20 protein-coding genes are annotated in these 22,881 nt (G+C 66.1%); 14 read left to right on the top strand and 6 right to left on the bottom strand.

The features are described from left to right. Positions 1 to 294: 294 nt before the first annotated feature. Positions 295 to 2,784 carry an AAA family ATPase gene (locus C4K88_RS16395; protein ID WP_241522023.1) on the top strand — a complete coding sequence of 830 codons (2,490 nt, stop codon included), beginning with the start codon at positions 295 to 297 and terminating at the stop codon, positions 2,782 to 2,784. Positions 2,785 to 2,918: 134 nt separating this feature from the next. After that, positions 2,919 to 3,581, top strand: a complete 663-nt coding sequence (locus tag C4K88_RS17205) for a hypothetical protein (RefSeq protein WP_146065722.1) — start codon at positions 2,919 to 2,921, stop codon at positions 3,579 to 3,581. A gap of 523 nt (positions 3,582 to 4,104) precedes the next feature. On the opposite strand, the gene C4K88_RS16390 is transcribed toward C4K88_RS17205, so the two are convergent. Together C4K88_RS16390 and C4K88_RS16385 are read right to left on the bottom strand one after the other, a co-directional pair. Continuing rightward, complete coding sequence (locus C4K88_RS16390) at positions 4,105 to 4,947, bottom strand: glycosyltransferase family 8 protein (protein WP_104122726.1); 843 nt, start codon at positions 4,945 to 4,947, stop codon at positions 4,105 to 4,107. Positions 4,948 to 4,980: 33 nt separating this feature from the next. Further along, the gene (locus C4K88_RS16385) at positions 4,981 to 6,363 is read right to left on the bottom strand and encodes a D-arabinono-1,4-lactone oxidase (RefSeq protein ID WP_104122725.1); all 1,383 of its coding nucleotides are present in this window, start codon (positions 6,361 to 6,363) and stop codon (positions 4,981 to 4,983) included. A gap of 169 nt (positions 6,364 to 6,532) precedes the next feature. Here C4K88_RS16385 and C4K88_RS16380 point away from each other — a divergent pair, with 169 nt between their 5' ends. Further along, a complete protein-coding gene (locus C4K88_RS16380; protein ID WP_104122724.1) occupies positions 6,533 to 7,447 on the top strand; it encodes a 2-hydroxyacid dehydrogenase in 915 nt (304 codons plus the stop codon). Positions 7,448 to 7,451: 4 nt separating this feature from the next. Here the strand turns inward: C4K88_RS16380 and C4K88_RS16375 are convergent, their stop codons facing one another. Next, on the bottom strand, positions 7,452 to 8,477 hold the full coding sequence (locus C4K88_RS16375) for a glycosyltransferase (protein ID WP_104122723.1): 1,026 nt from the start codon (positions 8,475 to 8,477) through the stop codon (positions 7,452 to 7,454). Then, complete coding sequence (locus C4K88_RS16370) at positions 8,471 to 9,283, bottom strand: glycosyltransferase (protein WP_167399079.1); 813 nt, start codon at positions 9,281 to 9,283, stop codon at positions 8,471 to 8,473. The genes C4K88_RS16375 and C4K88_RS16370 overlap by 7 nt, the downstream gene beginning before the upstream one ends. 250 nt (positions 9,284 to 9,533) lie before the next feature. Here C4K88_RS16370 and C4K88_RS16365 point away from each other — a divergent pair, with 250 nt between their 5' ends. The 6 genes from C4K88_RS16365 to C4K88_RS16345 all read left to right on the top strand — a co-directional run bounded on the left by C4K88_RS16365 (position 9,534) and on the right by C4K88_RS16345 (position 15,174). Continuing rightward, on the top strand, positions 9,534 to 10,619 hold the full coding sequence (locus C4K88_RS16365) for a 2-keto-3-deoxygluconate permease (RefSeq protein ID WP_104122721.1): 1,086 nt from the start codon (positions 9,534 to 9,536) through the stop codon (positions 10,617 to 10,619). Next, positions 10,616 to 11,923 carry a four-carbon acid sugar kinase family protein gene (locus C4K88_RS16360; protein ID WP_104122720.1) on the top strand — a complete coding sequence of 436 codons (1,308 nt, stop codon included), beginning with the start codon at positions 10,616 to 10,618 and terminating at the stop codon, positions 11,921 to 11,923. The genes C4K88_RS16365 and C4K88_RS16360 overlap by 4 nt, the downstream gene beginning before the upstream one ends. Further along, the gene (gene pdxA, locus C4K88_RS16355; RefSeq protein ID WP_104122719.1) at positions 11,920 to 12,945 is read left to right on the top strand and encodes a 4-hydroxythreonine-4-phosphate dehydrogenase PdxA; all 1,026 of its coding nucleotides are present in this window, start codon (positions 11,920 to 11,922) and stop codon (positions 12,943 to 12,945) included. Before C4K88_RS16360 ends, pdxA begins: the two co-directional genes overlap by 4 nt. 36 nt (positions 12,946 to 12,981) lie before the next feature. Next, positions 12,982 to 13,119: a hypothetical protein gene (locus C4K88_RS17495; RefSeq protein ID WP_167399078.1), complete on the top strand. Its 138-nt coding sequence runs from the start codon at positions 12,982 to 12,984 to the stop codon at positions 13,117 to 13,119. A 15-nt stretch (positions 13,120 to 13,134) separates the two neighbouring features. Further along, the gene (locus C4K88_RS16350) at positions 13,135 to 14,019 is read left to right on the top strand and encodes a GntR family transcriptional regulator (RefSeq protein WP_104122718.1); all 885 of its coding nucleotides are present in this window, start codon (positions 13,135 to 13,137) and stop codon (positions 14,017 to 14,019) included. 396 nt (positions 14,020 to 14,415) lie between these two features. Next, the gene (locus C4K88_RS16345; protein WP_104122717.1) at positions 14,416 to 15,174 is read left to right on the top strand and encodes a DUF6994 family protein; all 759 of its coding nucleotides are present in this window, start codon (positions 14,416 to 14,418) and stop codon (positions 15,172 to 15,174) included. 479 nt (positions 15,175 to 15,653) lie between these two features. Here the strand turns inward: C4K88_RS16345 and C4K88_RS16340 are convergent, their stop codons facing one another. Continuing rightward, the gene (locus C4K88_RS16340) at positions 15,654 to 16,685 is read right to left on the bottom strand and encodes a LacI family DNA-binding transcriptional regulator (protein ID WP_104122716.1); all 1,032 of its coding nucleotides are present in this window, start codon (positions 16,683 to 16,685) and stop codon (positions 15,654 to 15,656) included. A 147-nt stretch (positions 16,686 to 16,832) separates the two neighbouring features. Here C4K88_RS16340 and C4K88_RS16335 point away from each other — a divergent pair, with 147 nt between their 5' ends. The 5 genes from C4K88_RS16335 to C4K88_RS16315 all read left to right on the top strand — a co-directional run bounded on the left by C4K88_RS16335 (position 16,833) and on the right by C4K88_RS16315 (position 22,237). After that, entirely contained in the window at positions 16,833 to 18,200 is a 1,368-nt protein-coding gene (locus C4K88_RS16335; protein ID WP_104122784.1) for an ABC transporter substrate-binding protein, read from the top strand. Positions 18,201 to 18,349: 149 nt separating this feature from the next. Continuing rightward, positions 18,350 to 19,186, top strand: coding sequence for a carbohydrate ABC transporter permease (locus C4K88_RS16330; RefSeq protein WP_104122783.1), 837 nt, complete (start codon positions 18,350 to 18,352; stop codon positions 19,184 to 19,186). After that, on the top strand, positions 19,186 to 20,010 hold the full coding sequence (locus C4K88_RS16325; protein WP_104122715.1) for a carbohydrate ABC transporter permease: 825 nt from the start codon (positions 19,186 to 19,188) through the stop codon (positions 20,008 to 20,010). Before C4K88_RS16330 ends, C4K88_RS16325 begins: the two co-directional genes overlap by 1 nt. A 41-nt stretch (positions 20,011 to 20,051) precedes the next feature. Then, complete coding sequence (locus C4K88_RS16320) at positions 20,052 to 21,038, top strand: glycoside hydrolase family protein (protein ID WP_104122714.1); 987 nt, start codon at positions 20,052 to 20,054, stop codon at positions 21,036 to 21,038. After that, positions 21,035 to 22,237 carry a serine hydrolase domain-containing protein gene (locus tag C4K88_RS16315; RefSeq protein WP_104122713.1) on the top strand — a complete coding sequence of 401 codons (1,203 nt, stop codon included), beginning with the start codon at positions 21,035 to 21,037 and terminating at the stop codon, positions 22,235 to 22,237. The genes C4K88_RS16320 and C4K88_RS16315 overlap by 4 nt, the downstream gene beginning before the upstream one ends. Before the next feature lie 131 nt (positions 22,238 to 22,368). Here C4K88_RS16315 and C4K88_RS16310 read toward each other — a convergent pair whose 3' ends face one another. Then, positions 22,369 to 22,743, bottom strand: coding sequence for a hypothetical protein (locus C4K88_RS16310; RefSeq protein WP_206604383.1), 375 nt, complete (start codon positions 22,741 to 22,743; stop codon positions 22,369 to 22,371). Between the last annotated feature and the right edge of the window lie 138 nt (positions 22,744 to 22,881).

The following is a 22,881-nucleotide window of genomic DNA, read 5'->3' as shown; positions in this document are numbered from 1 at the left end:
GCTGATTCCACCCCCGCGACGAGGGGCCCTCGATATACGCGCTAAGTCCCCCCGAACCCCGTCGCCGACACGGGAACAACCGCCAACACGCCCCCACGACCAAGAGACCCGCTTCGGGCTCAACGCCTAACCCATGAGGGTTGACGGAACGCTACACCACTCCCAAGTGCTTTACCCGAGCGAGATCAATGGCACGTGATCGTGTGAGAATCTCCCTCTCCCGCGCGCCACGAGGCGCGTTCTTGAATCGGCGGCATAGCATCAAGGTTCATGTATCTGGGAAGGAAGTGGCCAGTGTTGAGTGGCAAGAAATCAGGGCTCGACCTTACGCAGGAGTTCCAAGACGCACTGTCCCGCTTAGAGCAGGGCGCTCACCTCTTCCTGACCGGTAAGGCCGGCACTGGTAAGTCCACGCTGGTGCGGCATTTCTTAGCTAATACGAACCGCAACGTGGTCGTAGTCGCACCTACTGGAATTGCCGCTCTCAATGTCGAGGGTTACACCATCCACCGCCTTTTTTCCTTCGCGCCAAACACCACTGCGGAGCACGTCCGCAGCAGTGACTACTACCCAGGTCGGTTCGCGAAGACCCTCAAGGAACTTGACACCCTGATCATCGATGAGGCTTCGATGATCAGGGCTGACGTTTTTGATTGGCTGGCTATTGCCCTGGAGCGATTCGGCCCACGCCCAGGGGAACCGTTCGGTGGAGTTCAGCTGGTGCTGGTCGGCGACCTCTACCAACTCCCACCCGTGGTCACCGAACGGGAGCGGGAGTATTTCAGCACCCAGTACGACTCGCCGTACTTTTTCTCAGCCGATCACTACAAGACCCAGGCCTTCCCCGTGGTTGAGCTCACCACCGTTTTCCGGCAGGTCGGTGATACCCGATTGGTCGAGATTCTTAACGCCGTACGTGAAGGCGCGCTCTTGGAAGACGATCGAGGAGAGCTTAACACCCGCACCGATAATTCCTTTCGCCCCCCACTTGAGCAATTTTGGTTGACGCTGACTACCACCAATCGGATCGCCAACGCCCGAAATCACGAGATGCTCAAGCAGATCGAAGAGCCCGCCGTATGTAATCTCGGCCAGATAATGGGAGACCTCGAGGGTTTTGATCTACCAGCAGACGAAGATCTCGTGTTCAAATCTGGGGCCCAGATCATGATGCTGACTAATGACACCCAGAACCGATGGGTCAACGGAACCCTCGCACGGGTCGTGGGCCACCGGATCAAAGACGGGGAGCAGCACGTCATGATCAAGCTCCCCCGCGATGAAACTGTCGAGATTGGCCAGCACACCTGGGAGGTTACCCGTCCCGTCGTCGAGGCCGGAGCGCTACGGCACGAGGTGGTCGGGACCTACACTCAGCTGCCCTTCCGGCTGGCCTGGGCGATCACCATCCACAAGAGCCAGGGACAGACCCTAGAGCGCGTAGTGGTTGACCTGTCCGGGGGCACCTTCGCGGACGGCCAGCTCTATGTGGCCCTCAGCCGGTGCACCTCCCTGAAAGGGCTTGTACTGCGCCGAGACGTGGCGCCGAAGGACCTCAAGGTCGACCAGCGAATCCGCAGATTCTTGCGGTCCAAAGGCACCCAAACCGCCCCCCTAGGCACCGCCTATTTGGGCGTGTGCACCGTCGGAAATGAGGGTGTTCAGTGGCGGCCGCGCCCGACCGAGATTGCTCTGGTCACAGACGACGGGATAGAACTGACCACACTCGTCAACCCCACCTGCGATATGGGCGAAGCCCTGTCGCAATACGGCATTGCCGCCGGCGACGTGCAGCTGGCACCGTTACTCACCGAAGCATGGGCTGCTCTGGCACCCCATCTGAGCGGACGGACCCCGGTGGGCGTCAACATCGACCGAGATCTCGGATACCTCGACTACGAACTCAAACGCAACGACTACGTCGTGCAAATGCCCGTCGGCACAAACATCGACGAAGACCAGCTTGACGCCCGTGACAAGAAACGGCTTCACGCATCCACAGCTTTGGAACGTGCCCGGGCCGTCCGAGACATTGCCGCGAAACTCAAACCCACTGACGTCTTTGCTGATGTCTTCCCCGACCCCACCGGTCACGTCGGTTACTTGATGCCCCGTCCCAACGGCCGCACAACCTTTCTCGTCGGCAGCAATATGCCACCGTCGTCGAATCCAGGCGAGGTTATGGCCCAGAAGCTACAGGCAGCTTCCCGCCTCACACGGCTGGACTCACAGGCCCAAGACGTCGCCCGAGCGGTATCGGCGATCACTGGGACACCAGTTCTCGACGACACCTACGCCGAGGACGTCCGACAAGACATCGACCAAGTCCTGGTGGAGGGAGCCCGCATTTGCTTCACCGGCTCCGCCCAGGACGACCGAGGACGTAATCTCTCAAGGGAGGACCTGAAGGAAATAGCGATGGGTCGCGGGCTCATGCCGGTTAGCTCCGTCACCAAAAACAAATGCGAGGTCCTCATCTCAGCTGAAACTGGGTCCCAATCAGGCAAGGCCAAGCAGGCCGCCCAGTGGGGCAAGCCGGTCTTCACAGCCAAAGAATTTCTGGCCTGGGCAGACGGGACTAAACCGAGAACCTCTTTGGAGGCTGAAGGGCGTCCGCTCCCGCAAGTGGAGATCACCCACGTCCCAGGGCCCCCCACCAAGTCCACCCCAGCAACGCCCGCGCCAACCACAGCGGCTTCCGAGGGACAAGAAGGCGACACCGGTCACGACGAAAACCATGCCCGGGCCCCTAAATCCCCAAGGCAGCCTTCAGAGGCCGCTTAAGCCGAAGATAGTCAGGTTCGTGAGGGTCTGCGCATCAAGAGGTACTGTGATTACTCGATTCATCGGCGGGGGATAAAGCTCTGTGATCGCCACGCCTCTAGAATCACGACAAGTTACTGGTTAAGGGAGAAGTCATGTCTACTATCGATGCCACCTCGCACGGAATCGCCGTGCTCGATATTCATGACGGGCGCTGGGGAATCTGGCAAGTATCAGCGGTAGCTTTTACCGGTCCGCTGCGCGCCACTGCGACGAACGCCGTTGTCTCAGATGGCTTTGACGAGCGGGCCTTCCGAAGCCTGACCTACAAGCGGCAAATTCTACTGACCGCGCGCGCAGAGCAAGCCTGCGACGAGCCGCAGGTCTTCGACGCTCCAATGTTTGACCCGGACACATTCGTCGCCCACTGCACCTCCTGGGTGGACATCCTGCAGGACATGTTCTGGCAGGAAAATGACCGCCGGGCCGCCTACAACCGGACCAAGGTTGCCGAACGCAAGGCAGCGCGTTCAGCCGGCCAAGTGCCGCCGGACTATCAACGGCAAGCACCACTGCTGGATATCGATTGGCCCGCATGCCCTGATCCCGATGTTTGGAAAACGTCAAAGGGATGCACAGACCCCGTGAACGCTGAAGCGCTCCGGGTCGCAAACGGATGCATCAAGCTCCTGAACTTCTGGATCGACATCGAAAATGACCGACTCCGAAAGTCCCGAAAGTACTTGAATGGAGCCGGAGGACCAACAGTCCGCCCCTGGCCGACGCTGGCTTCGGAATGGGTGAGCGACAGTGACTGATTTAGAGCTGGCTGTGGTCGGCGTCTAAAGAAGAGCTCATCCGGTCCACGTGGTGCTTAAGATTGACATTGTTGCCCACCGTACTGGTCAATTAGGAGCTGATTTGCTCCGCCTCGCCGACCAGATTTCCACCATGGGGCGCTATCCCAGTTATGTCTGCTGCCGTCGTCCGGAGCGAGGGGCAATTACTCCTTCGCTCCGCTGCGCCGCCCAGACCTAGCACAACTGCGCTAATAACGGGCACCTGGTACTTTCTCGCCGCTGACGGGGATAAAGACGCGCCGGTGCGCGCGGAGAACCGGGTCGCACACATAGACGTAGGTTCCTCTTTTGCCCCCCCCCCCCCCCCCACCGGGAGGCAATGTCACTCGGTGGCCAACCATCTCGACGCGGATCCCACCCCTGCTCACACGTCCGGACGCTGATGGACCTTGTCTAGGCCGACCGTCGGGCGGGGAGTGCCGTGGAACTAACCCCCTGCACGAGGTTGCGGGGTCGGGACCGAGCACCTTCGACTGCGCGGTCAGGAGCCCACGGGTGCACTCAGGGTGTCGGCCATCTCCCACCAGAGCCGGTTCACCTCGACGTACCGGTCGTTGGGATCGAATGGCCTCGCCCACGGCTTGTCGATGATGTAGTGAATGTTCTTCACCGATGCCGGGTCCCAGACCGACGGGTGCTGGTGCTGCAGGGTCTTCAGCGCGTTGTACACGTAAGGCAGCGGGCGCCAGCGGTCGCGGTAGAACTCGTTGAGGAAGTCCTGTTCGGCGAACGGGTAGTGCGACAGATCGTCTACGCCCGCCAGCCGCTGCACCATGTCGGCGAGGACGGCCTCGTCGGGCGACAACACGAGGAAGCCGCCGTTCAGGTAGTTGTCCGTCGCGCCCGGTTCGGTGACGTGGTCCCCGCCCCGGCAGTGGGTGTAGAAGCAGGTCTCTGGTGTCCAGCTCGGCGGATAGCTCGCGATCCGGTTGGGATTGCACCGGCAGGCGTGGCAGGCGGCGATGACGCCGTCGACCAGGTCCAGCGAGAACAGCTCATCCATGTTCCGGGTCACCAGCATGTCGGCGTCCAGGAAGACGACGCGCTCGAACTCCGTGAGACCCCAGACGGCCAGCTTGGTCCACACCTCCGCGAATCGGGCGTTGGCATAGCTGTCCGCCGATCCCCCGGCTGGGCGTAACGGTGCCACGTCGCGCAGGAGGCACCCGTCGTCCTGCAGGAGGCGCCGGGCCTGCTCGTCGATCCCCTGGGTCACCATAACGACGAGGGGGGCGGTGCTGCCGGAGCGCGCCAGCGAAGCCCGCAGCGTCCGGACCCCGATCAGGTAGTCGGGTTGAGTCAGCAAGGTCACCCAGGCGTTCATCGGTGGTGTTCCTGTCCTAGTGGGCGGGTCGGGTCAGTCGAGGAGCGCATCGGTGAATGCATTCGCGAACCGGTGCTCCGGGTCCAGCGTCTCGCGCACCCGGCGGAAGGCTTCCCACTGGGGGTAGAGCGCCGGCCAGTCGTAGAGGGACTCGTCGAAGTACTTGCCCCAGTGCGGCCGGCCGCCCTCCTCGGCCAGGGCCCGCTCCACCGCCCGGAGGAAGCTGCTTCCCTCCTCGGACAGCGAACCGTCCGCCGCGTAGTAGACCACGAAGCCGAAGTAGCAGGTGTCCTGGCCGTTGGACGGGCTCAGCCATCCCTCGGACGCGCCGGTGCAGCGCAGGATCACCGGGTAGTGCATCCGGGGACGCGTCTCCGCGTGCCAGTCCTTGATCGTCCTGATCACCGCTCCGGCCCGCGCGAGCGGGATGCCGATCTCCACGTTGATCTGAGGGGTCGCGATCCCCTTGCAGAACACCTGGTAGATGTCACCCGTGACGTCGGTGAAGTCCCGGAAGCGCGACACCGTGCGGAGCGACTTGCCGTTGTCGGCAACGCCCTTGCTGTCGTCGCGGAGGTGCTGCAGCGTTGCCTCGATCGTACTGTTCATGGACGTATCGGTCGTCGCGTACTCCACGAGCTGGCTGCCGCCGGCCCGGTACCGCGACACCTCGTCGTCGGACGCCTCGTTGGCGGTCCACACCTGTACCTGGTTCTCCTGGGGGAACCACCACGCCTTGACCAGGATGTTCTCCCGGTTCCAGGTCTCCAGGTCCGTCTCGAGCGTGCCCGCGTCGACGGCCTTCTTCACGCAGGTGTAGATCATCGACTCCCGCGCACGCAGCGTCACGGCGGTGATCACGCCCAGTGAGCCGAGGCCGAGCTGGACGGCGGGGAAGTCCGGGTGGTCGTGGTCGAACTCCGCGACCGTGCCGTCGGCCAGCACCATGCGGATAGCCAGCGCGGCGCCGGCGATCGAGCTCTGCTGCAGGCCCTGACCGTGGGTTCCGGTGGACAGGGCGCCGGCCAGCGTCTGCTCGGCGATCACCCCGGGTGAGGCGTCCAGCATCTGCCCTCGCGCGGTGAGGAACGCGTACACCTCGGCCAACGACGTCGAACCGGCGAAGGTCGCGGTGTCTTCGGTGCTGGAGATCAGGCCGCTCAGCCTGCTCAGGTCCAGGAGCGTTCCGGCTCCGTCCGCGACCTCGATCATCCTGCCGGGCGACATCCGGCTCCCGATCATCCGGACCCGGCCGTCACTGGTGGACAGGAAGTCGCACAGCTCCGCCTCGGTAGCCGGCGCGACGACCGAGCCGGGCAGGCCCAGCCGGGAGTTCCTGGCCCAGTTGCGGAGCCGGATGTCCTCGCCGGTGAGCTCCGGCTCCTGGTGAGGGTAGGTGAGCTGTGTGATGGCCATGACGCGTCTCCTGTAGAAGTTCGGTGCTGCCTTCGAAGCCGCGCTGACGCGCACGGCTGATCCATCGGGCACGGGTGTTTCCCGCCGCCGGAAATGAATTTCTCAGTTGTGTAGAAGTCCTGGTGTCACCATAGCCCTGCCTCGTCAGGGGACTGTTTACACTGACGAGATGACTGTCGTCTGCGTACCCGATCCGAATGCCCGTGAGTTGCTCGGAACTCTTCCCGACGAGGTCGAGGTGATCGTCTGGGACGGCGAGGGCGAGAAGCCCGAGCGCCTGGCCGAGACCGTTTTCTGGGTGCCGCAGGTCGAGGACTCCACCAACCTCGCCGGGAAGTTCGCCGCCATGCCGAAGCTCGAGGTCACCCAGCTGACGAGCGCCGGCGTGGAGGACATCCTCAAGCACGTCCCGGACGGTGTGACCCTCTGCAGCGCGCGGGGCGTGCACGGCTCCGCCGTCGCCGAACTGGTTTTGGCCGTCGTCCTGGCCACGCTGCGCCGGCTGCCCCACTTCGGCGAAGCACAGCGACAGGGCCGGTGGGACCCGATGGAGGCCGACGACCTGCGCGACAAGCGCGTGCTGATCATCGGCGCCGGCGACCTCGGCGAGCAGACCGCGCGCCGGCTGCGGAGCTTCGACGCCGTTCCCGTGCTCGTGGCGCACACGGCACGGGATGGCATCCACGCCACCTCGGAGCTGCCGGACCTGCTGCCCGAGGCCGATGTGGTGGTGCTGACCGTGCCGCTCACGGCGGAGACGACAGGTCTCGTCGATGCGGAGTTCCTGTCCCAGATGCCCGACGGCGCCCTGCTGGTCAACGTGGCGCGCGGCAAGGTCGTGGACACCTCGGCACTGCTCGCGGAACTGACCTCCGGCCGGCTGCGCGCCGCCCTGGACGTGATGGAGCCCGAGCCCCTGCCCGCCGACCACCCGCTGTGGAACGCGCCGAACCTGATCATCACCCCGCACGCCGCCGGCTCGATCGCGCAGTCCGGCCCCAGAGCCTTCGCGCTGGTCAACGCGCAGGTGCGCCGCTACGTGGCCGGCGAGGACCTCGTCAACGTGGTGAAGGGCGGCCACTGAATCCTCACGCATACGCTGTGAAGTTCGGGCCGAGGGTGTCGAGCCAGGCGGCCGGATGCACGGCCACGGCGTCGGCGCCGGGCCGGGCCCACGCGGCCGCGACCGCCTCCTGTAGCGCCGCTGCTGTCCGGGCGAACGGATAGCGGTCGAGCACCCAGCGGCGGTTCGCTGCGCGGACCGGCGCCAGGGCGTCGAGGTCCTGGATCAGGTCCGCCACCCGGTCGCGGATCAGCAGCGGTCGCTGGTCCGGGACCCGCCACGCGCCGGGTGCCTCGAACAGCTCGTGACCGCCGCCGCCGTCGTACCCGACCACGAGACAGCCCGACGCCAGCGCCTCGGCGACCGGCAGACCGTAGCTCTCGGTGTGCCCGAGGGCGACGAAGACCGCCGAGCCCGCCAGGGTGGCGGCCACCTCCGCCCGCGGGGCCTGGACCAGTTCCACCAGCTCCACCCCGGCGAGTCGTGGCTCGGCGGCCAGCAGCCGCTTCAGCAGCGAGGCCTCCCGCGGCCGCTTCTTGGGGAACCAGCTCACCCGGAGCTGCCCGGCGGCGCCGGGGGCGAACAGTTCGCCGTCGACCGGGTTGGGCACCACGCTCACCGGCAGGCCGGGCAGCACGGCGGTCAGCACGTCGCGGCTCTCCTCGGACACCACCCAGAGCGCGGGCGCCGGCGACCACCCGGGGAAATCCTCGCCGGGGGTGCCGGCGGCGAAGGTGTAGAAGTGGTTCTGGTTGAAGATGACCTTGCGCGCTCCGGGTGCCGGATCGCGGCCCTGGACGGTCGGTGTCTCCGGCAGCACCAGGAGGTCGTCGGCGCCGACCGCAGTGGTGGCGCCGAACAGCATCGGCACGTCGTCGGCGATCCAGTCGGTGCGATCGTTCTCGTCGGGTAGCCACAACCAGGCCTCGTGGCCGCGCTCGCGCAGCAGCCGGACGTGCTGAGTCATCACGTGCACGCCGCCGCTGTGGTGGCGGGTGGCGAACCCCGCGTAGATGATCCGTCCCGGGGGCCGTCCCGGAGTGCTCACCATGCCGGAGGGGTCAGGTACCACGACGCCCCGCTCCCGGTGTTGTGGGCGGGGAACGAGTCCGGGCCGAGGCCGACGTCCGCCCGCCACCCCTCGCCCCACTTGGCGTCCAGACCATCGAGGATCTCCGCCCGGTTGCCCTCGGAACTCTGACCGGTCCGGTTCATCGTCTGCCGCCGCAGGTGCGAGACGTAGGCGCCCTCCGTGACCACGCACCGCAGGCCGGCTGTCCGCACGCGGATCGCCAGGTCGATGTCCGCGCCGTAGCCGTGCCGGAAGAAGGTGACCTCGTCCAGACTCCCCAGTTCGACGACGGGGGGCACGGCGAACGCGATGGCGGTGCCGTCGCAGAAGTCGACGTTGCGCAGCACATCGCGCGGGACGTACTCCGCGGCGGTACCCGGGATCGCGGAGGCCCGCTGGTGGAGCCAGAAATCGTCGTAGCAGGCTGCGGCGAGCGCGATGTCGTCCGCTGTGGAGAAGGGCGCGAGCAGTCCGTCGAGGAAGCCGGGTGACAGCCGGATGTCGTTGTTCAGCACCACGCAGACCGCCTGTCCATCGCGCGACGCCGTCTTCAGTGCCCAGTTGGCGGCACCGATCCACCGCAGGTTGCGCCCCGGGCGGTGGACCTCGATGTTCCCCTCGGGCAGCACGTAATCTCCGGCGTTGTCGACCACCACGATGCGCAGGGCCGGGTCGAGGTCGCTCCCGTCGCGGACCAGGTCATGCACCACCGCATCGGTCAGCTCCGGCGAACCGAACGCGGGGATGACCACCAGTGCCGACGCGGCGGTCGTCGAGGCGGTCACTGCTCGGCGCGGGCGGCGCGGCACCCGCGGTCGCCGTTCAAGGTGATGATCAACATCGGGTCCCGTCAGGTCAGGTGGACGTGTGCCACGGCAGTGAAGACTACGAAGTAGTTCTGCCAGGCCCGACGAAAAGATGGCTCTTTCTTGTGTGACGTGCCCCACGCGGCTTACAGTAGGTACTTCTTGTACGTACTAGTTGTACGCACTCCTTCGTCCGCAGGCCCCTCCCGCACAGAGAGAAGATTCGCCAATGGCAGCCGAATCGCTTCCGAAGTCCCGCATCCCCCTCTTCGACGGCATGAACCGCATTCCCGGCGGACTCATGCTCATCCCCCTGATCCTCGGCTCGATCGTCGGGACCTTCGCCCCCGGCTTCCTCGAACTCGGCAGCTTCACCACCGCCCTGTTCGCCGAGTCGGCCCTGCCGCTGATCGCCGTCCTCATCTTCGCCACCGGCATGCAGATCACCGCCAAGGCCTCCGGCCCCGTGCTGGCGACCACCGGCGTCGTCCTGCTCTTCAAGACGATCATCCCCGCCGCCCTCGTCGCGGGCCTCGGCCTGCTCGTCGGCGTCGACGGCATCCTCGGGATCTCGATCCTCGCCCTGCTGGCATCCTTCGACAACAGCAACGGCGGCCTCTGGCTCGCCTTCACAGGCCGCTACGGCGACTACCGCGACCGCGGCGCGTACATGGCCTCTGCCATCAACGACGGCCCGTTCTTCACCCTGCTCTTCCTCGGCATCTCGGGCCTCGGCAACATCCCGTTCCTCACCCTCCTCGCCGCCGTCATCCCCCTGATCCTCGGCTTCATCGTCGGCAACCTCGACGCGAAGTGGACCGAGGTCATGCGGCCCGTGCCGAACATCGTCATCCCGTTCTTCGCCTTCGCGCTCGGCACCGGCATCGACCTCCGCAACGTCATCACCGGCGGCCTCAGCGGCATCTTCGTCGGCATCGCCGCCACCCTGATCACCGGAACCCTCGTCTACTTCGGCTACCGGTTCATCCTCCGGCGCGGGATTAAGTCCGGCATCGGTATCGCCTCCGCAACGACGGCCGGCAACTCCATCGCCACGCCGGCCATCGTCGCCGCCGCGGATCCGAGCTTCTCCCCCTTCGTGGAGGTCGCGACGGCGCAGGTCGCCTCGGCCGTCCTCGTCACGGCGATCTTCGCTCCGCTCCTCGCCACCTGGGTACTGAAGCGCCAGGGTGGGCTCGACACGGATGACGCCGCGCAGGTGGTTACCACGTCCGCCTCCGACCTCCCGCCCGCCGGGGACCCGTCCGCACCCGCCACCCGGGCCCGTCGAACCGGTCAGGACGGCGACGCGTGACCTCAGCACGGCACGCGCCGGTCGTAGGCATCGCCGCCGACGACGTCACCGGAGCCACCGATTCCGTAGTCCAGTTCTCCCGCGCCGGCTGGTCCTCCCGCCTGCTGCTGGGTGACCTGCTCCCGACGTCGGCAGCACCCGGCAGCGCCCTGGCCATGAACTCCGATGCCCGGGCCCTGGAAACGGCGAGCGCCCGCACGGCGACGGCGGGGGCGGTCGCCGACCTCGTCACCGCCGGAGCGGACCGTCTGTACCTGAAGATCGACTCGACCATGCGCGGCAGCGTCCCGGCGCAGATCGCCGGGGCGCTCGACGCGTGGCAGGAGCAGCACCCCGGCTGCTTCGCTGTCGTGTGCCCGGCCTACCCGGCCATGGGGCGGACCGTGGAGGACGGCCTGCTCCGCGTGCACGGCGGGCCGGTCGAGGACTCCCCCGCGGGCCGTGACCCGATCACCCCGGTGCCGACCAGCGCGTTCGCGCACCTCCTGCCCAGCACCACGACCGTCAGCCTCAGCGGATCGCCCGAGCAGGACGCGCAAACACTGCGGGAGGCGGCGAACGGCCGGGTCGTAGTCGTCAACGCCGCGTCCGACGACGACCTCCGCACGCTCGCGGCCGCGCTCGTCGCTGCCGGTCCGACGGCGATCCCCGCCGGGTCAGCCGGCCTCGCCGCGGCGATGGCGGCAGCGTGGGCCGACGCCGAGTCCGTGCGGGCTTCGTCGGAACCTGCACCAGCGCCTCAGGGGCACCGGATCGTCGTCGTCGTCAGTTCACTGCACGACGTCGCCCGCGCCCAGACCGATCACCTGCGCAGCCGGCTGGATCCCGCGGACCTCCGCGTGCTCCAGCCCGCCGCGTCCCTGCTCGACCGGCCGGACCGCCTCGCGCAGTGGACCGCCGCAGAACTGGCGGCACCCCACCCGCTGCCGCGCGTCGTCGTCGTCCTCTCCCCCGAGCCTGCCGGAACCGGCGGCCTGGCGCTGAGTGGCGCGGAGATCTCCCGCAGCCTCGCCTCCGTGGTCGAGCAGACGCTGGACTCCACCGACGTCGGCGCCCTCGTGCTGGTCGGCGGAGACGGCGCCCGTGCCGTCCTCGACGCCTCCCGCGCCCAGGCGCTGCGCATCACCGGCGCCATCCAGGAGGGCATCCCGGTCGGCGTCGTCGAAGGCGGCACCGCCGCCGGGAAGATCGTCGTCACGAAGGCCGGCGGCTTCGGCCCGGTCCATGCCCTGTCCCACACCATCACCGAACTCGCCCGAACCCTGACACCTACCCCCGCCCACTCACTGGAGGCAACCTCATGAGCATCCCCACCCTCGCCGTCACCCTCGGCGACGTCGCCGGCATCGGACCGGAGATCACCGCCAAGTCCCTCCTCGGGCACGACGACGTCCGGCAGGAGTGCGTGCCCGTCGTCATCGGCGACGAAGCCGCCATGCGCCAGGGCGTCAAGAACGTGGGCGGCGACCCCGACGCGGTGCGCGTCCTGGACTCGATCGAGGACGCCACGAACAAGCCCGGCATCATCGAGCTCCTGCAGACCGGCCCGTCGCTGGCGGACGTGAAGCTCGGCGAGCTGAGCCCCGCAGCGGGCGACGGCTCCTACCGCTTCGTCGTCGAGGCGTGCCGGCTCGCCCGCGAGGGCCGGGTGCAGGGCATCGTCACCGCGCCGCTGAACAAGGCCGCGATGCATGCCGGCGGGCACAAGTGGCCCGGCCACACCGAGCTGCTCGCGCACGAGTTCGGGGTGGAGAACTTCAGCCTCGTCCTCTCCGCGGGCGACCTCTACTTCTTCCACCTCACCACCCACGTCTCCCTGCGTCAGGCCATCGCGGACGTCACCCCGCAGCGCACCACCAACGTCATCGAACTCGTCAGCGCGTTCACCAAGGCGCTCGGCAACCCGGACGAGCCGATCGGCCTCGCCGGCCTGAACCCGCACGCCGGCGAGAACCGCCTGTTCGGCGACGAGGACGCCGACATCCTCGCCCCCGCCGTCGCCGCCGCGCGGGAAAAGGGCATCAACGTGCACGGGCCCATCCCCGCGGACGCGCTCATCCCCGCCGCGGTCAAGGGCAAGTGGAACATGGTCATCGCCTGCTATCACGACCAGGGCCACGCACCCTTCAAGGCGGTCTACGGCGACGACGGCGTGAACATCACCGTCGGCCTGCCCGTGGTGCGCGTCTCGGTGGACCACGGGACCGCGTTCGACATCGCCGGCCAGGGCATCGCGCGCGAGGCGAGCCTGGTGCTGTCGATGCGCCGTGCCGCTGCCCTGGCGCCGGGCTGGGACCACGTGTGGCGGACCGCTCAGAAGAAGTAGCCGGTCCGGACGCCGTCGGCGCCTAGGATCGGAATCATGACTAGCGACGAAGACCTCGACCCACCCGTGCCCAGCTACCTCGAGGGCATCGAGCTCCACCGGGTCCACGACGGGAAGATCATCGAGGAGGACGACGGCGCGTCGTCGTCGGATGAGTCCGACTCCGCATCCTGAGGCTGGGTCGGACTCATGACTGACATGGAAACGCCTGAAGCTCCCGAACACCTGCTGGACCCAGGGAGCAGCGAGCCGCTGCACCTGCAGCTCCGCGGGCATCTGCGTGCGCAGATCCTGAACCACTCGCTGCCGCCGGGCACGTCCCTGCCCAGTGAGGCGCAGCTGCAGGTACGGTACGGCGTCTCCCGGTCCGTGGTGCGTCAGGCCCTCGGTGCCCTGACTGACGAAGGGCTGATCGAGCGGGGCCGTGGGCGTGGCAGCACCGTGGCCCCGCGGCGGGAGCACCACCGGTTGGTACACCGCACCTCCGGGTTGTCGGCCCAGCTCGGCAGTACAGGGGCCACCGTCGGCACGGAGGTGCTCTCACTGACGGTGCAGGACGCCGATGCGTCGACGGCGGTCCTCGGCACTCCGCAGGTGCTCGCGCTCGAGCGGCTCCGCACGGCCGACGGCGTGCCGATCGCCGTCATCCATACGTGGCTGCCCGCGCCGACGTTCGCCGACATGACCGCCGAGTCACTGCACGATGCGTCCCTGCATGCGGTGCTGGGCGAACAGTTCGGGGTGCAGATCACCTCGGGCAAGCGGCAGATCCGGGCGGTCCCGGGTGATCAGGAGCTACTGCGGCTGCTAAAGCTCGAGGCATCGTCGCCGGTGCTGCTGCTGGAGGGCACGAGCTTCGACCAGGACGGGCGGCCGGTGGAGGTGTTCTCGACCTGGCACCACCCGGACCACGTGGTGTTCGACATCGACATCCAGCGGGAGCCGTCGACCCTTCCCGCGCCGCCGCCGCCGCCAATCCGTACCGATGGCCCTGAGACCATCGCTGACCGCGCCCGAAGCCTCGGTGCCGAACTGATTCGCTTCGCGGATGAGGTGACTGACGAGGGCCACTAGTCCGGCGGCGTATCTGTCCGCGGCCGGGATCCGACGGTTCGCCAGTGGACAGAACGTCCTCAAGCGCTCGTGCCGCGGATACAACCTGATCAGGCGCTGAGTCCCGTGGACGGAATCATGCGGTATGCGGGCTGCGAGTAAAGAACCCCGGTTGCATGACTGCCCCCGACGGTCGACCCATGCAGTCTCGTCGTCGATCCGCAGGTTGAGCGGGCTGCGACGTCGATTGATGCTCTGAATGCTCACACGAGATGCAGGAGGTTCAGTGACGGGTTGGGACGGCTCCGGAATGGATGATATTGGCAGAACAAGGTCGCACCTCGGGTGTGCCGCGCCGCAGAAGGTGCGGGCAGTGGCATCTCTTCGGAATGCCCACGGTGCGCATACACTTCCACAATGCGCGACTTCGATACTTCTTTCGACTACAAATCCGACAAACCGGCAAAGTCGCGGCCTGACGCGGATAGGGACAGTAGAAGGCTTCGAATGGACCACGAATTGCTGTGGACCAAGAAACTGAACTCCGGCGTGCTCTTCGCCCCGACTGCGCCATCGGTCCGACGGAAGGGGTACCTCATTTTCGAAGACGCTGCCGGGGCGCACCATTGGTACGGCAGCGACGCCATCACAGCTTCCTACACCCGATGGCTACGTCCAAAACCCCTGGTCGACGCCATCGCCGGACTGAATGAAGAGCAGCGGTCTCGTTACCTCGACCCGCAGTACACCATCGGCAGTTCGATGATTTGGCCGGTCCGGAAGAAGGACCGACCCACGATGAACACGGCACGAGGATTGCGACCGGTGATCGCTGACCGGATGGACCTCACCCTCGAATGCATCCGCCGCCACTACACAGGAGAATCGGGGAACCCGCTCTCCGACGTCACCCGCGCCTACGAAGATTTCTTCGCGCTTTTCGACGGGTTCAAGGAGTTCGTCGATTTCTTCCATTTCAAGGATCTCGTGACGCTGGACTACGACGCAATTCAGTTCTACCTGCCGTTCGACAATTTCGAGCGCTCCGGGACACCAGCCACAACCGATGAGTATGTCGCGTACCGGGATGCCACGCTGACGTTCATCGCGCGCCGGGAGAATCGAATGGCCGAGTGGGTCAGCAAGCACCACCCGGAGATCGAGGTTCGCCACTAGCGCCACGATCGCGCTGGTACGGTCAGTGCGGCACGCGACGTTCAGCTCCCCAGCAACCCTCGGCTCCGGCGAGCCATGCCCGCTGAGCCTTCCGCGCCTGCGCGAGGTCGGCCTCCAGCCGCTCGAGCTCAGCCTCCAGTCGGGAAACCCGGTCACCTATTCGCTGCGCCTGTTCTGCGGCACCCTGTCCTGCCTCCACGTGCTCTCCCCCAGACGTCTGCCGCATCAGCCTAGGAGAACTTCGGGGCCGGCCTCCGAAGGAAAGGCGCAGGAGTGCAGCAGGATTCTGGTCGCGCACAAGGGAATCGTCCCGCTTGCCATAATCGACCGTCATGCGGCTTCACTTCCCCGAGGTGGTCAGCGACCGCGGGGCGGACGCTGGGGTCAGCGTCGAGCAGATCCCGGGCGACCTCCGGGACGACACGGCCCACCTCGGATGAACCGATGAGGGACCCTGATGACCGCGTTCGAAGCGTTTTCTATCCAGTGCTGTCGACCGAGCGAACAGAGGAGCGCTCGATGACCGGCATGTGCACGAGGTGCTCGCCCCGGGTCCCCTCGCTCAGCAGGAGCTGCACTGCCTGTGCTCCCATCGCTTCGTGTGGCAGTCCGATCGTCGTCAGACCAGGGCGGAGGTAGGACGCGAGTTCGTCGTTGTCGAAGGAGACGAGTGATATGTCGTCGGGTATCCGTACACCGCGCTCCGAAAGCGCCTGGTAGGCCCCGAAAGCGAGACGGTCATTGAGGCAGATCAGGGCGCGAGGTGTCATGCCTCGTTCGAGCAGTGCCGAGACGGCGGCGTACCCGTGGTGGGGTTCCCAGTCCCAGATGGACTCCTCCAGATCGAACGTCATACCTCTGTCACTCATCTCGGCCTGGATGCCCCCGAGGCGTCGCTCCACTGTTGTCGATCGGAAGACATCGCGCTCCTCGCGAGCATTATGGCCGAGGAGAACAATGCCCTCACGGTGGCCGGCATCCGCCAGAAGCGCCACGGCGTCGCGCCCGCCCTGTTCCTCATCGGGAAGGACGGAGGTTGAGTAGTGCTCGTTGTTCGCGTTGAGCAGCACGACGCGTGTGTCCTCGAGGAGATCGGGGACGAACAGTTCCCGGGCACGCATGGTGGCGAAAACTATGCCGTCCACCTGACGGTCGAGGAGCGCCTCTATGGCATCGGTCTCCCGCGCTGGATCTCCGCCTGTTTCCGCCAGGAGGATCACGTGGTTGGCCGCTGCTGCTGCGGAGAGAGCACCACGAATCAGGCCACTGGCGAAACGCGTGGTGGCGACCGTGTCGGAGATGAATCCGATGGTCTGCGTCTTGTCCACGCGCAGGCTACGGGCTGCCACGTTCGGCCGATAGCCCAACTCGGCCGCGGCCCGGTTGACCCGATCGTGGGCATCCTTCGAGAGCCTGGTGTCGGGACGTCCGTTGAGGATCATCGACGCCGCCGAGGACGACAGACCCGCCCGGCGCGCGACGTCGGCGAGGGTCACACGCTTCGTTGTCATTGAACCTCCGTGCCGATGCTATGCGCTGAAAATAATTGCGGCACCTACTTGCGCAGGATCGCCGATGGCATCAGTGTAGTGCTGAAAGGATTTAGCAGAGGCAAGTTGCATCAGATCTTCGCAAGCACGATCGACAAGGGAGTCACAATGAGCTCAACACCACGGCCCGGTTCGCGCCGCCGGTCCAGCATCGCCCTGGCTGTCATCACAGCCGCAGGCTTCGCCCTGGCGGGCTGCGCTCCGGGCAGCAGCGGGCCCGGTGCGCAGGAATCTGCCGACCAAGCATCAGTGGACGTGAACACCGAACTCACCTCGGAAGAGGTCACCCTGACGATCGCCGATGAGACAGGTTTTCCTGTGACGGACGAGTTGGCGAAGGAGTTCACCAAGCAACACCCGAATGTGACGTTCGAGATCACCCGGGATACGTTCCAGAACCTCACGGCCAACGCGCCCAAGCTGCTGGCGGGCGAGAACCCGCCCGATCTCATCCGCCTGCCCACCATCGGCGATACCGCGCGCGACGGGCTGCTCGCGAACCTCGACCCCTACGCCGAGGCCTACGGATGGGACGCTTGGCCCGAGTCGCAGCTGGCTCCACTCAGGATGAACGAGGAAGGTACCCGCGGATCGGGTCCGCTGTACCAGGTCGGCCTGGGCTACAGCATCACGGGCATCTACATGAATACGGCCATCGCCGAGAAGCTCGGCATCGACGGCCCGCCGCAGACAATGGCCGAGCTCGAGGACGATCTCGCCACCGCCAAGGCGGGCGGAGTGCTGCCGATCGTCGCCGGGGACAAGGACGGAGTCGTGAACTTCGTCGTCCAGGCAGCGATGAATCAGTACGCAGACAAGGAGGAGTTCCTGTCATGGATGTTCAACGAGGAGGGCAGCACCTATGCCACCGAAGGCAACATCAAGGGTGCAGAACTGATCCGTTCCTGGGCTGACGCGGGATACTTCCCGTCCGACATCAACGCGGTCGACTACTTCACGTTCGTCACCCGTTTCTCCGAGGGCGAGGGGCTGTTCGCATTCAACGGCAACTGGGAGGCCGCCAACTACCAGAAGGCGCTGGGCGACGACGTCGAATTCTTCCTCGTACCCCCGGCCGAGGAAGGTGGCGACCACGTGGCAATGGGCGCCGCGAACTCCTTCTCGGTGGCTGCCGGATCGGATGAACTGGACACGACCACCTACTTCCTGGACTGGATCCACTCCGATCCGGCAGCACGCCAGATCATCACCGATGTCACCGGTGCCTCCCCGGGTGGTGACCCGTCGCTGGAGCAGCCCACCGTCGAGGAGGGGTCCCTCATCGCGGATGCCCTGGACATGGCAGCCCAGATCGGGGAGGAGAACGGACAGGTCGACTTCATGTCCAACACCACCGCCGGTATCTACGCGGGAGCGATCATCCCCGAGTCGCAGCTCCTGGTCACCAGCAAGATCACCGGCGACGACTTCGTCAGTCGCGTGCAGGAGTTCTACGAGAACGAAGTGGGTAGCTGATGAACAAGGCCACGACCGGCCCCCTGCACAGCGCCGAGCCGCAGCAGCCAGTCGCCACCGGTTCGACGCCGACAGGACCGGTCGTGGCCGTTGCCCAGCCCCTCCGACGGAGACCCGTTCGCCGAGCCGGCTCCCGAACCGCGTGGGTCATGCTCCTTCCAGCCCTCGCCGTCTACATCGGCTTCGTCATCGCGCCGATGCTCATGGGCCTGCAGTACTCGTTCTACGACTGGAACGGCGTCGGGGCATCCACCTTCGTGGGGCTCGAGAACTACACGCGCGTCCTCACCGACCCGGTCCTCCTCGCATCGATCCTCAACGCGTTCACCCTGATCATCTTCTTCACGATCATCCCGATCACCGTCGGCCTGATCCTTGCAAGCCTGATCCGGTCCATGCGTCAAGGACCCGTGTCCTCCATCGCGCAGACCATCCTCTTCCTTCCGCAGATCGTGCCATTGGCCGCAGCAGGCATCGCGTGGGCGTGGATGTACGCCGACACCGGAACCGTCAACCAGTTCCTTCGGGCCGTCGGACTGGAAGGGATCACCCGCTCATGGTTGGCGGACTACGGGACGGCCCTGCCGGCGGTCGGGCTCATCGGATCCTGGGTGCTGACCGGTCTGTGCACCGTGCTCCTGCTGACCGGCATCGGCAAGATCGACGGGTCCCTCTATGAAGCCGTCCGCCTGGACGGAGCCGGGTGGTGGCGCGAGTTCTTCACGGTCACGCTGCCGGGGCTGCGGCAGGAGATCGCCGTCCTCGCGACCCTCACCATCATCGCCGCCCTCAGCAGCTTCGACATCATCTACACCTCCACCCAGGGCGGCCCCGGCCGAGCAACGCTCGTCCCTGGTATCTCGATCTTCCGCATCGGGTTCACCCAGAGCGACGTCGGCCTGGCGTCGGCCTTCGGCATGGTGCTGATGGTTCTCGTCCTCCTAGTGGTCCTACCCATCCAAAGACTCTCGAAAGTGAACGACTGATGCGCACCAGCCGCACCGAGCTCCTCCTGGGTCGAGTCCTGCTCGCCGTGGCGCTGATCCTCACGCTCCTTCCGCTGATCAGCATGCTGTCGGCGGCACTGCAACCGGCCGACCGCAACCCGACCGGCATCGTCTGGCCGACAGACCCACAGTGGGGCAACTTCATCACCGCCTTCGAAGTCGGGAACGTCTGGCGGCTGATGCAATCCAGCGCGTTCATCGTGCTCGGGGTTGTACCGGCGTCCCTGCTCATCGCCACCCTTGCCGGGTATGCGCTAGGAGCCCTGGCGCCTAAAGGTGGACGGGCGATCCTGATCTTCTTCGTCGCGGGGCTCACCATCCCGTTCGAAGCCCTCATCATCCCGCTCTACTACCAGGCGCAGGCGATGGGCACCCTCAACACCCCATGGGCAGTGATCTTTCCCCTGCTCGGACTGTTCATGCCGTTCAGCGTCTTCTGGATGCGAGCCCACTTCATCAACGTGCCGCGAGAGCTCTCCGAAGCAGCCCGGGTCGACGGTGCTTCCATCGCCCAGGAGTTCCGGAGGATCCAGTTACCCCTGGCTGTCCCTGCGCTGTCGGCCCTGGCGATCCTGCTGTTCCTGTGGACGTGGAACCAGTTCCTTCTTCCCGTCGTCCTGATCGCGGACCCCCTCGACAGGACCGTGGCCGGCGCACTCACGTTCTTCCAGGGCCAGTACTCCCTGAGCATCCCGCTCCTGAACGCAGGAGCGCTGCTCATCATCACGCCCGCCATCGTGGTCTTCCTCATCTTCCAACGCCAGTTCGTCCGCGCCCTCCTGCAGGGCGCCGTCAAGGGCTGACCCAGCCCATCCTCCTGTCACGACCCGAGGGAACAACCACCATGAGCTTCGCCCTGACAGACCACTGGGTCTGGGATTTCTGGCACGCCGACGACGGCGACACCCACCACTTGTTCTACCTCCACGCCCCGAAGTCGCTGGGAGACCCGGAGCTCCGACACCGGAACGCACGCATCGGCCACGCCACTTCCACCGACCTTCACCACTGGGAGGACCACGGGGAAGTGCTCCGCCCCGGCGCGCCCGACGACTTCGACGGCACTGCGACCTGGACCGGAAGTGTTGTGCGCGCCGACACCGGCCTGTGGAGCATGTTCTACACCGGCTCCCGCTTCCTTTCACCCTACGAGGTGACGAATGTCGAGACCGTGGGGCGTGCCGTCTCCTACGACCTGACGACGTGGACGAAGTTCCCGCTCGAAGTATCCGCGAACCCCCGCTGGTACGAGACCCTCAGCGACGGCACCTGGCATGAGGAAGCATGGCGGGACCCCTGGATCCACAGGGACAGTCAGGGGCTCTGGCACATGCTCATCACCGCCCGGGCAGCTGCCGGCACCAGCCGCGATCGAGGCGTCATCGGCCACGCGACATCACCTGATCTCGAGCGATGGTCCGTGCAGCCACCGCTCAGCGCGCCACAGGCAGGGTTCGCGCACCTCGAAGTCCTCCAGCTCGTGACGATCGACCACAGACCAGCCCTCTTGTTCTCCTGCGACACGAAGCACCTGGCAGGCCACAGAGAACAGTCCGGCATGGGAGGCGGCATCTGGGCGGTCGCTCTTGATTCCGACACCCTCGACCGGCCGATCGATCTGACCTCAGCGACCAAACTGACCGACGAGAACCTCTATGCCGGGCGGGCAATTCAGAATCGGACCGGGCAGTGGGTACTGCTCGCATTCGAGAATGCACACCACGACGGCACCTTTGTCAGCGGCATCTCGGACCCGCTGTCCCTGCACTGGTCACCGGATGGAACTCTCGCACTCTCCCATACCCCCACCACCGTTGGAGCCAGCCGATGACCACCGCCCCCGTTGCCCTGGAAGGCTCGACCGACACACGCTTCAGCGCCCTACGAGAGGCGTTCAGTGATGCCTTCCACGGACGACCCCGGATGGGCGCGGCTCTTGCAGTGCACTATCAGGGGGAACTCGTCGTGGACCTCTGGGGCGGGGTCGCCGACACCCGGACCGCAGCACCGTGGAGCCGTGATACCTCCTCCGTGATTTTCTCCTGCACCAAGGGCATCATGTCGATCCTCGTGGCACGCCTCGTCGAAGCGGGCCGGCTCGACTACGACACCCCGCTGAAGGACATCTGGTCCGAATTCGCCGCCCGGGGCAAAGGGAACATCACAGTCGGAGACGCATTGGCCCACCGTGCGGGCGTATCCGCACCCCGGCGGTCCGTGAATCTTGAAGAGGCCCTGGACTGGCCGACCATGACGACTCTGCTCGCGACGCAGGATCCGCTGTGGGAACCGGGTAGCGGCTATGTCTACCACGCATTGACCCACGGCTGGATCACCGGAGAGATCATCCGCCGGGTCACAGGTTTCATGCCCGGAGAGTACCTCGCTCATTCACTGGCAGACCCACTCGGAGCCGACATCCACCTGGGGCTGCCCGAGCACCTCCAGGCAGATGTCGCTCATCTCGAGGCCGGGCCAAGTCTCATCTCGCTCGTGCAGGCGCAGCGCGAAGCGACCCGCGGGGATGAGCCGGACTGGGCGGCACAAGCGATGACGCTCGGTGATGCGTTCCCGCAGGAACTAGTGAGCCCCGATGAAGGCTTCAACCGCTCTGACGTGAGAGCCGGTCAGTTCGCTGGTGCAGGCGCGCTTGCGACAGCACGAGGGCTTTCGGCTGCCTGGTCCTCGGCGGTGGTCGACAGCGTTGAGACGCAGCGCCTCGACCCTGCCGTCCTCCGACGGGCGACTCAGGCACGAAGCGAAGGGGCACCAGTCTTTGCCGTCCCAGGACCCTGGCCCAGGTGGGGAGCAGGCTTCCAACTCGACTCCGAAGCGCGCCGCTACGTGACGGAGCGAGGATTTGGGCATGACGGTGCCGGGGGTCAGGTCGCCTTCGCCGAACCCAACCTGGGCCTGAGCATGGCTTTCATCACCAACTGGATGGAAGCCGGAGAAGACCAGCGAGCGACGAGGATCATCGATGCCCTTCGGGACATCGTGACCCGACAAGCATCGCGACCCGGCGGATAGAAGCAACAAGCGACTGAACCGCGTCGGGCTGCCTGCCGGTGGTAGGGGTTGGTAGGCCGGCCTGAGCCCATGACCCGGCGTCGCACATGGGCCGTCGATGCGGGCGCCAGACTTACGCCATCGGCAGGGCCTCACTCCCCCAATGACGGCCAGTCCGCCCGCGCAGCCCAGACCAGGAAGACGAGCGCCGGGACGCTCCACAGCCAGAACCCCCAGCCGAACAGCATGAGCCCCAGATGGAAGGCGATCACGCCGATCCAGCCGGCCTTCGCCCACTCGCCGCCCCGCAGCAGCAGGACTCCCAAGGTGGCCTCGCCCAGCGAGACCACGAGACCCCACCGTGCCGGAGCAGCCATAAAGATCTGATTCCAGGCCCTCTCGACGAGCGGGATGAACGACTCCTGGGCGAAGTTCGCATACAACTGCGGATCGGCCATGACGATCCCGAGGTGCACCCCGCCCGTGAACACGAAGAACCCGCCCACGATCTTCCGGGCAAGACCCACTCGCTTTCCCTCGGCGGGATGATCTGGAGCGGATAGTGGCTGGCGCTTCGTCATCTTCAGCATGCTTGCCTCGGCTTCCGGATGGGCCGCACCGCGGGCGGCGGACTCGTGCCCTCCCCATTGTTGTGTCCGGACCCG

Origin of the sequence: Arthrobacter pityocampae (assembly GCF_002927275.1) — a bacterium.
Lineage (GTDB): Bacteria > Actinomycetota > Actinomycetes > Actinomycetales > Micrococcaceae > Arthrobacter_D > Arthrobacter_D pityocampae.
Note: the sequence above shows the minus strand (reverse complement) of the source record. Positions and strands in the feature narration are given on the sequence as shown.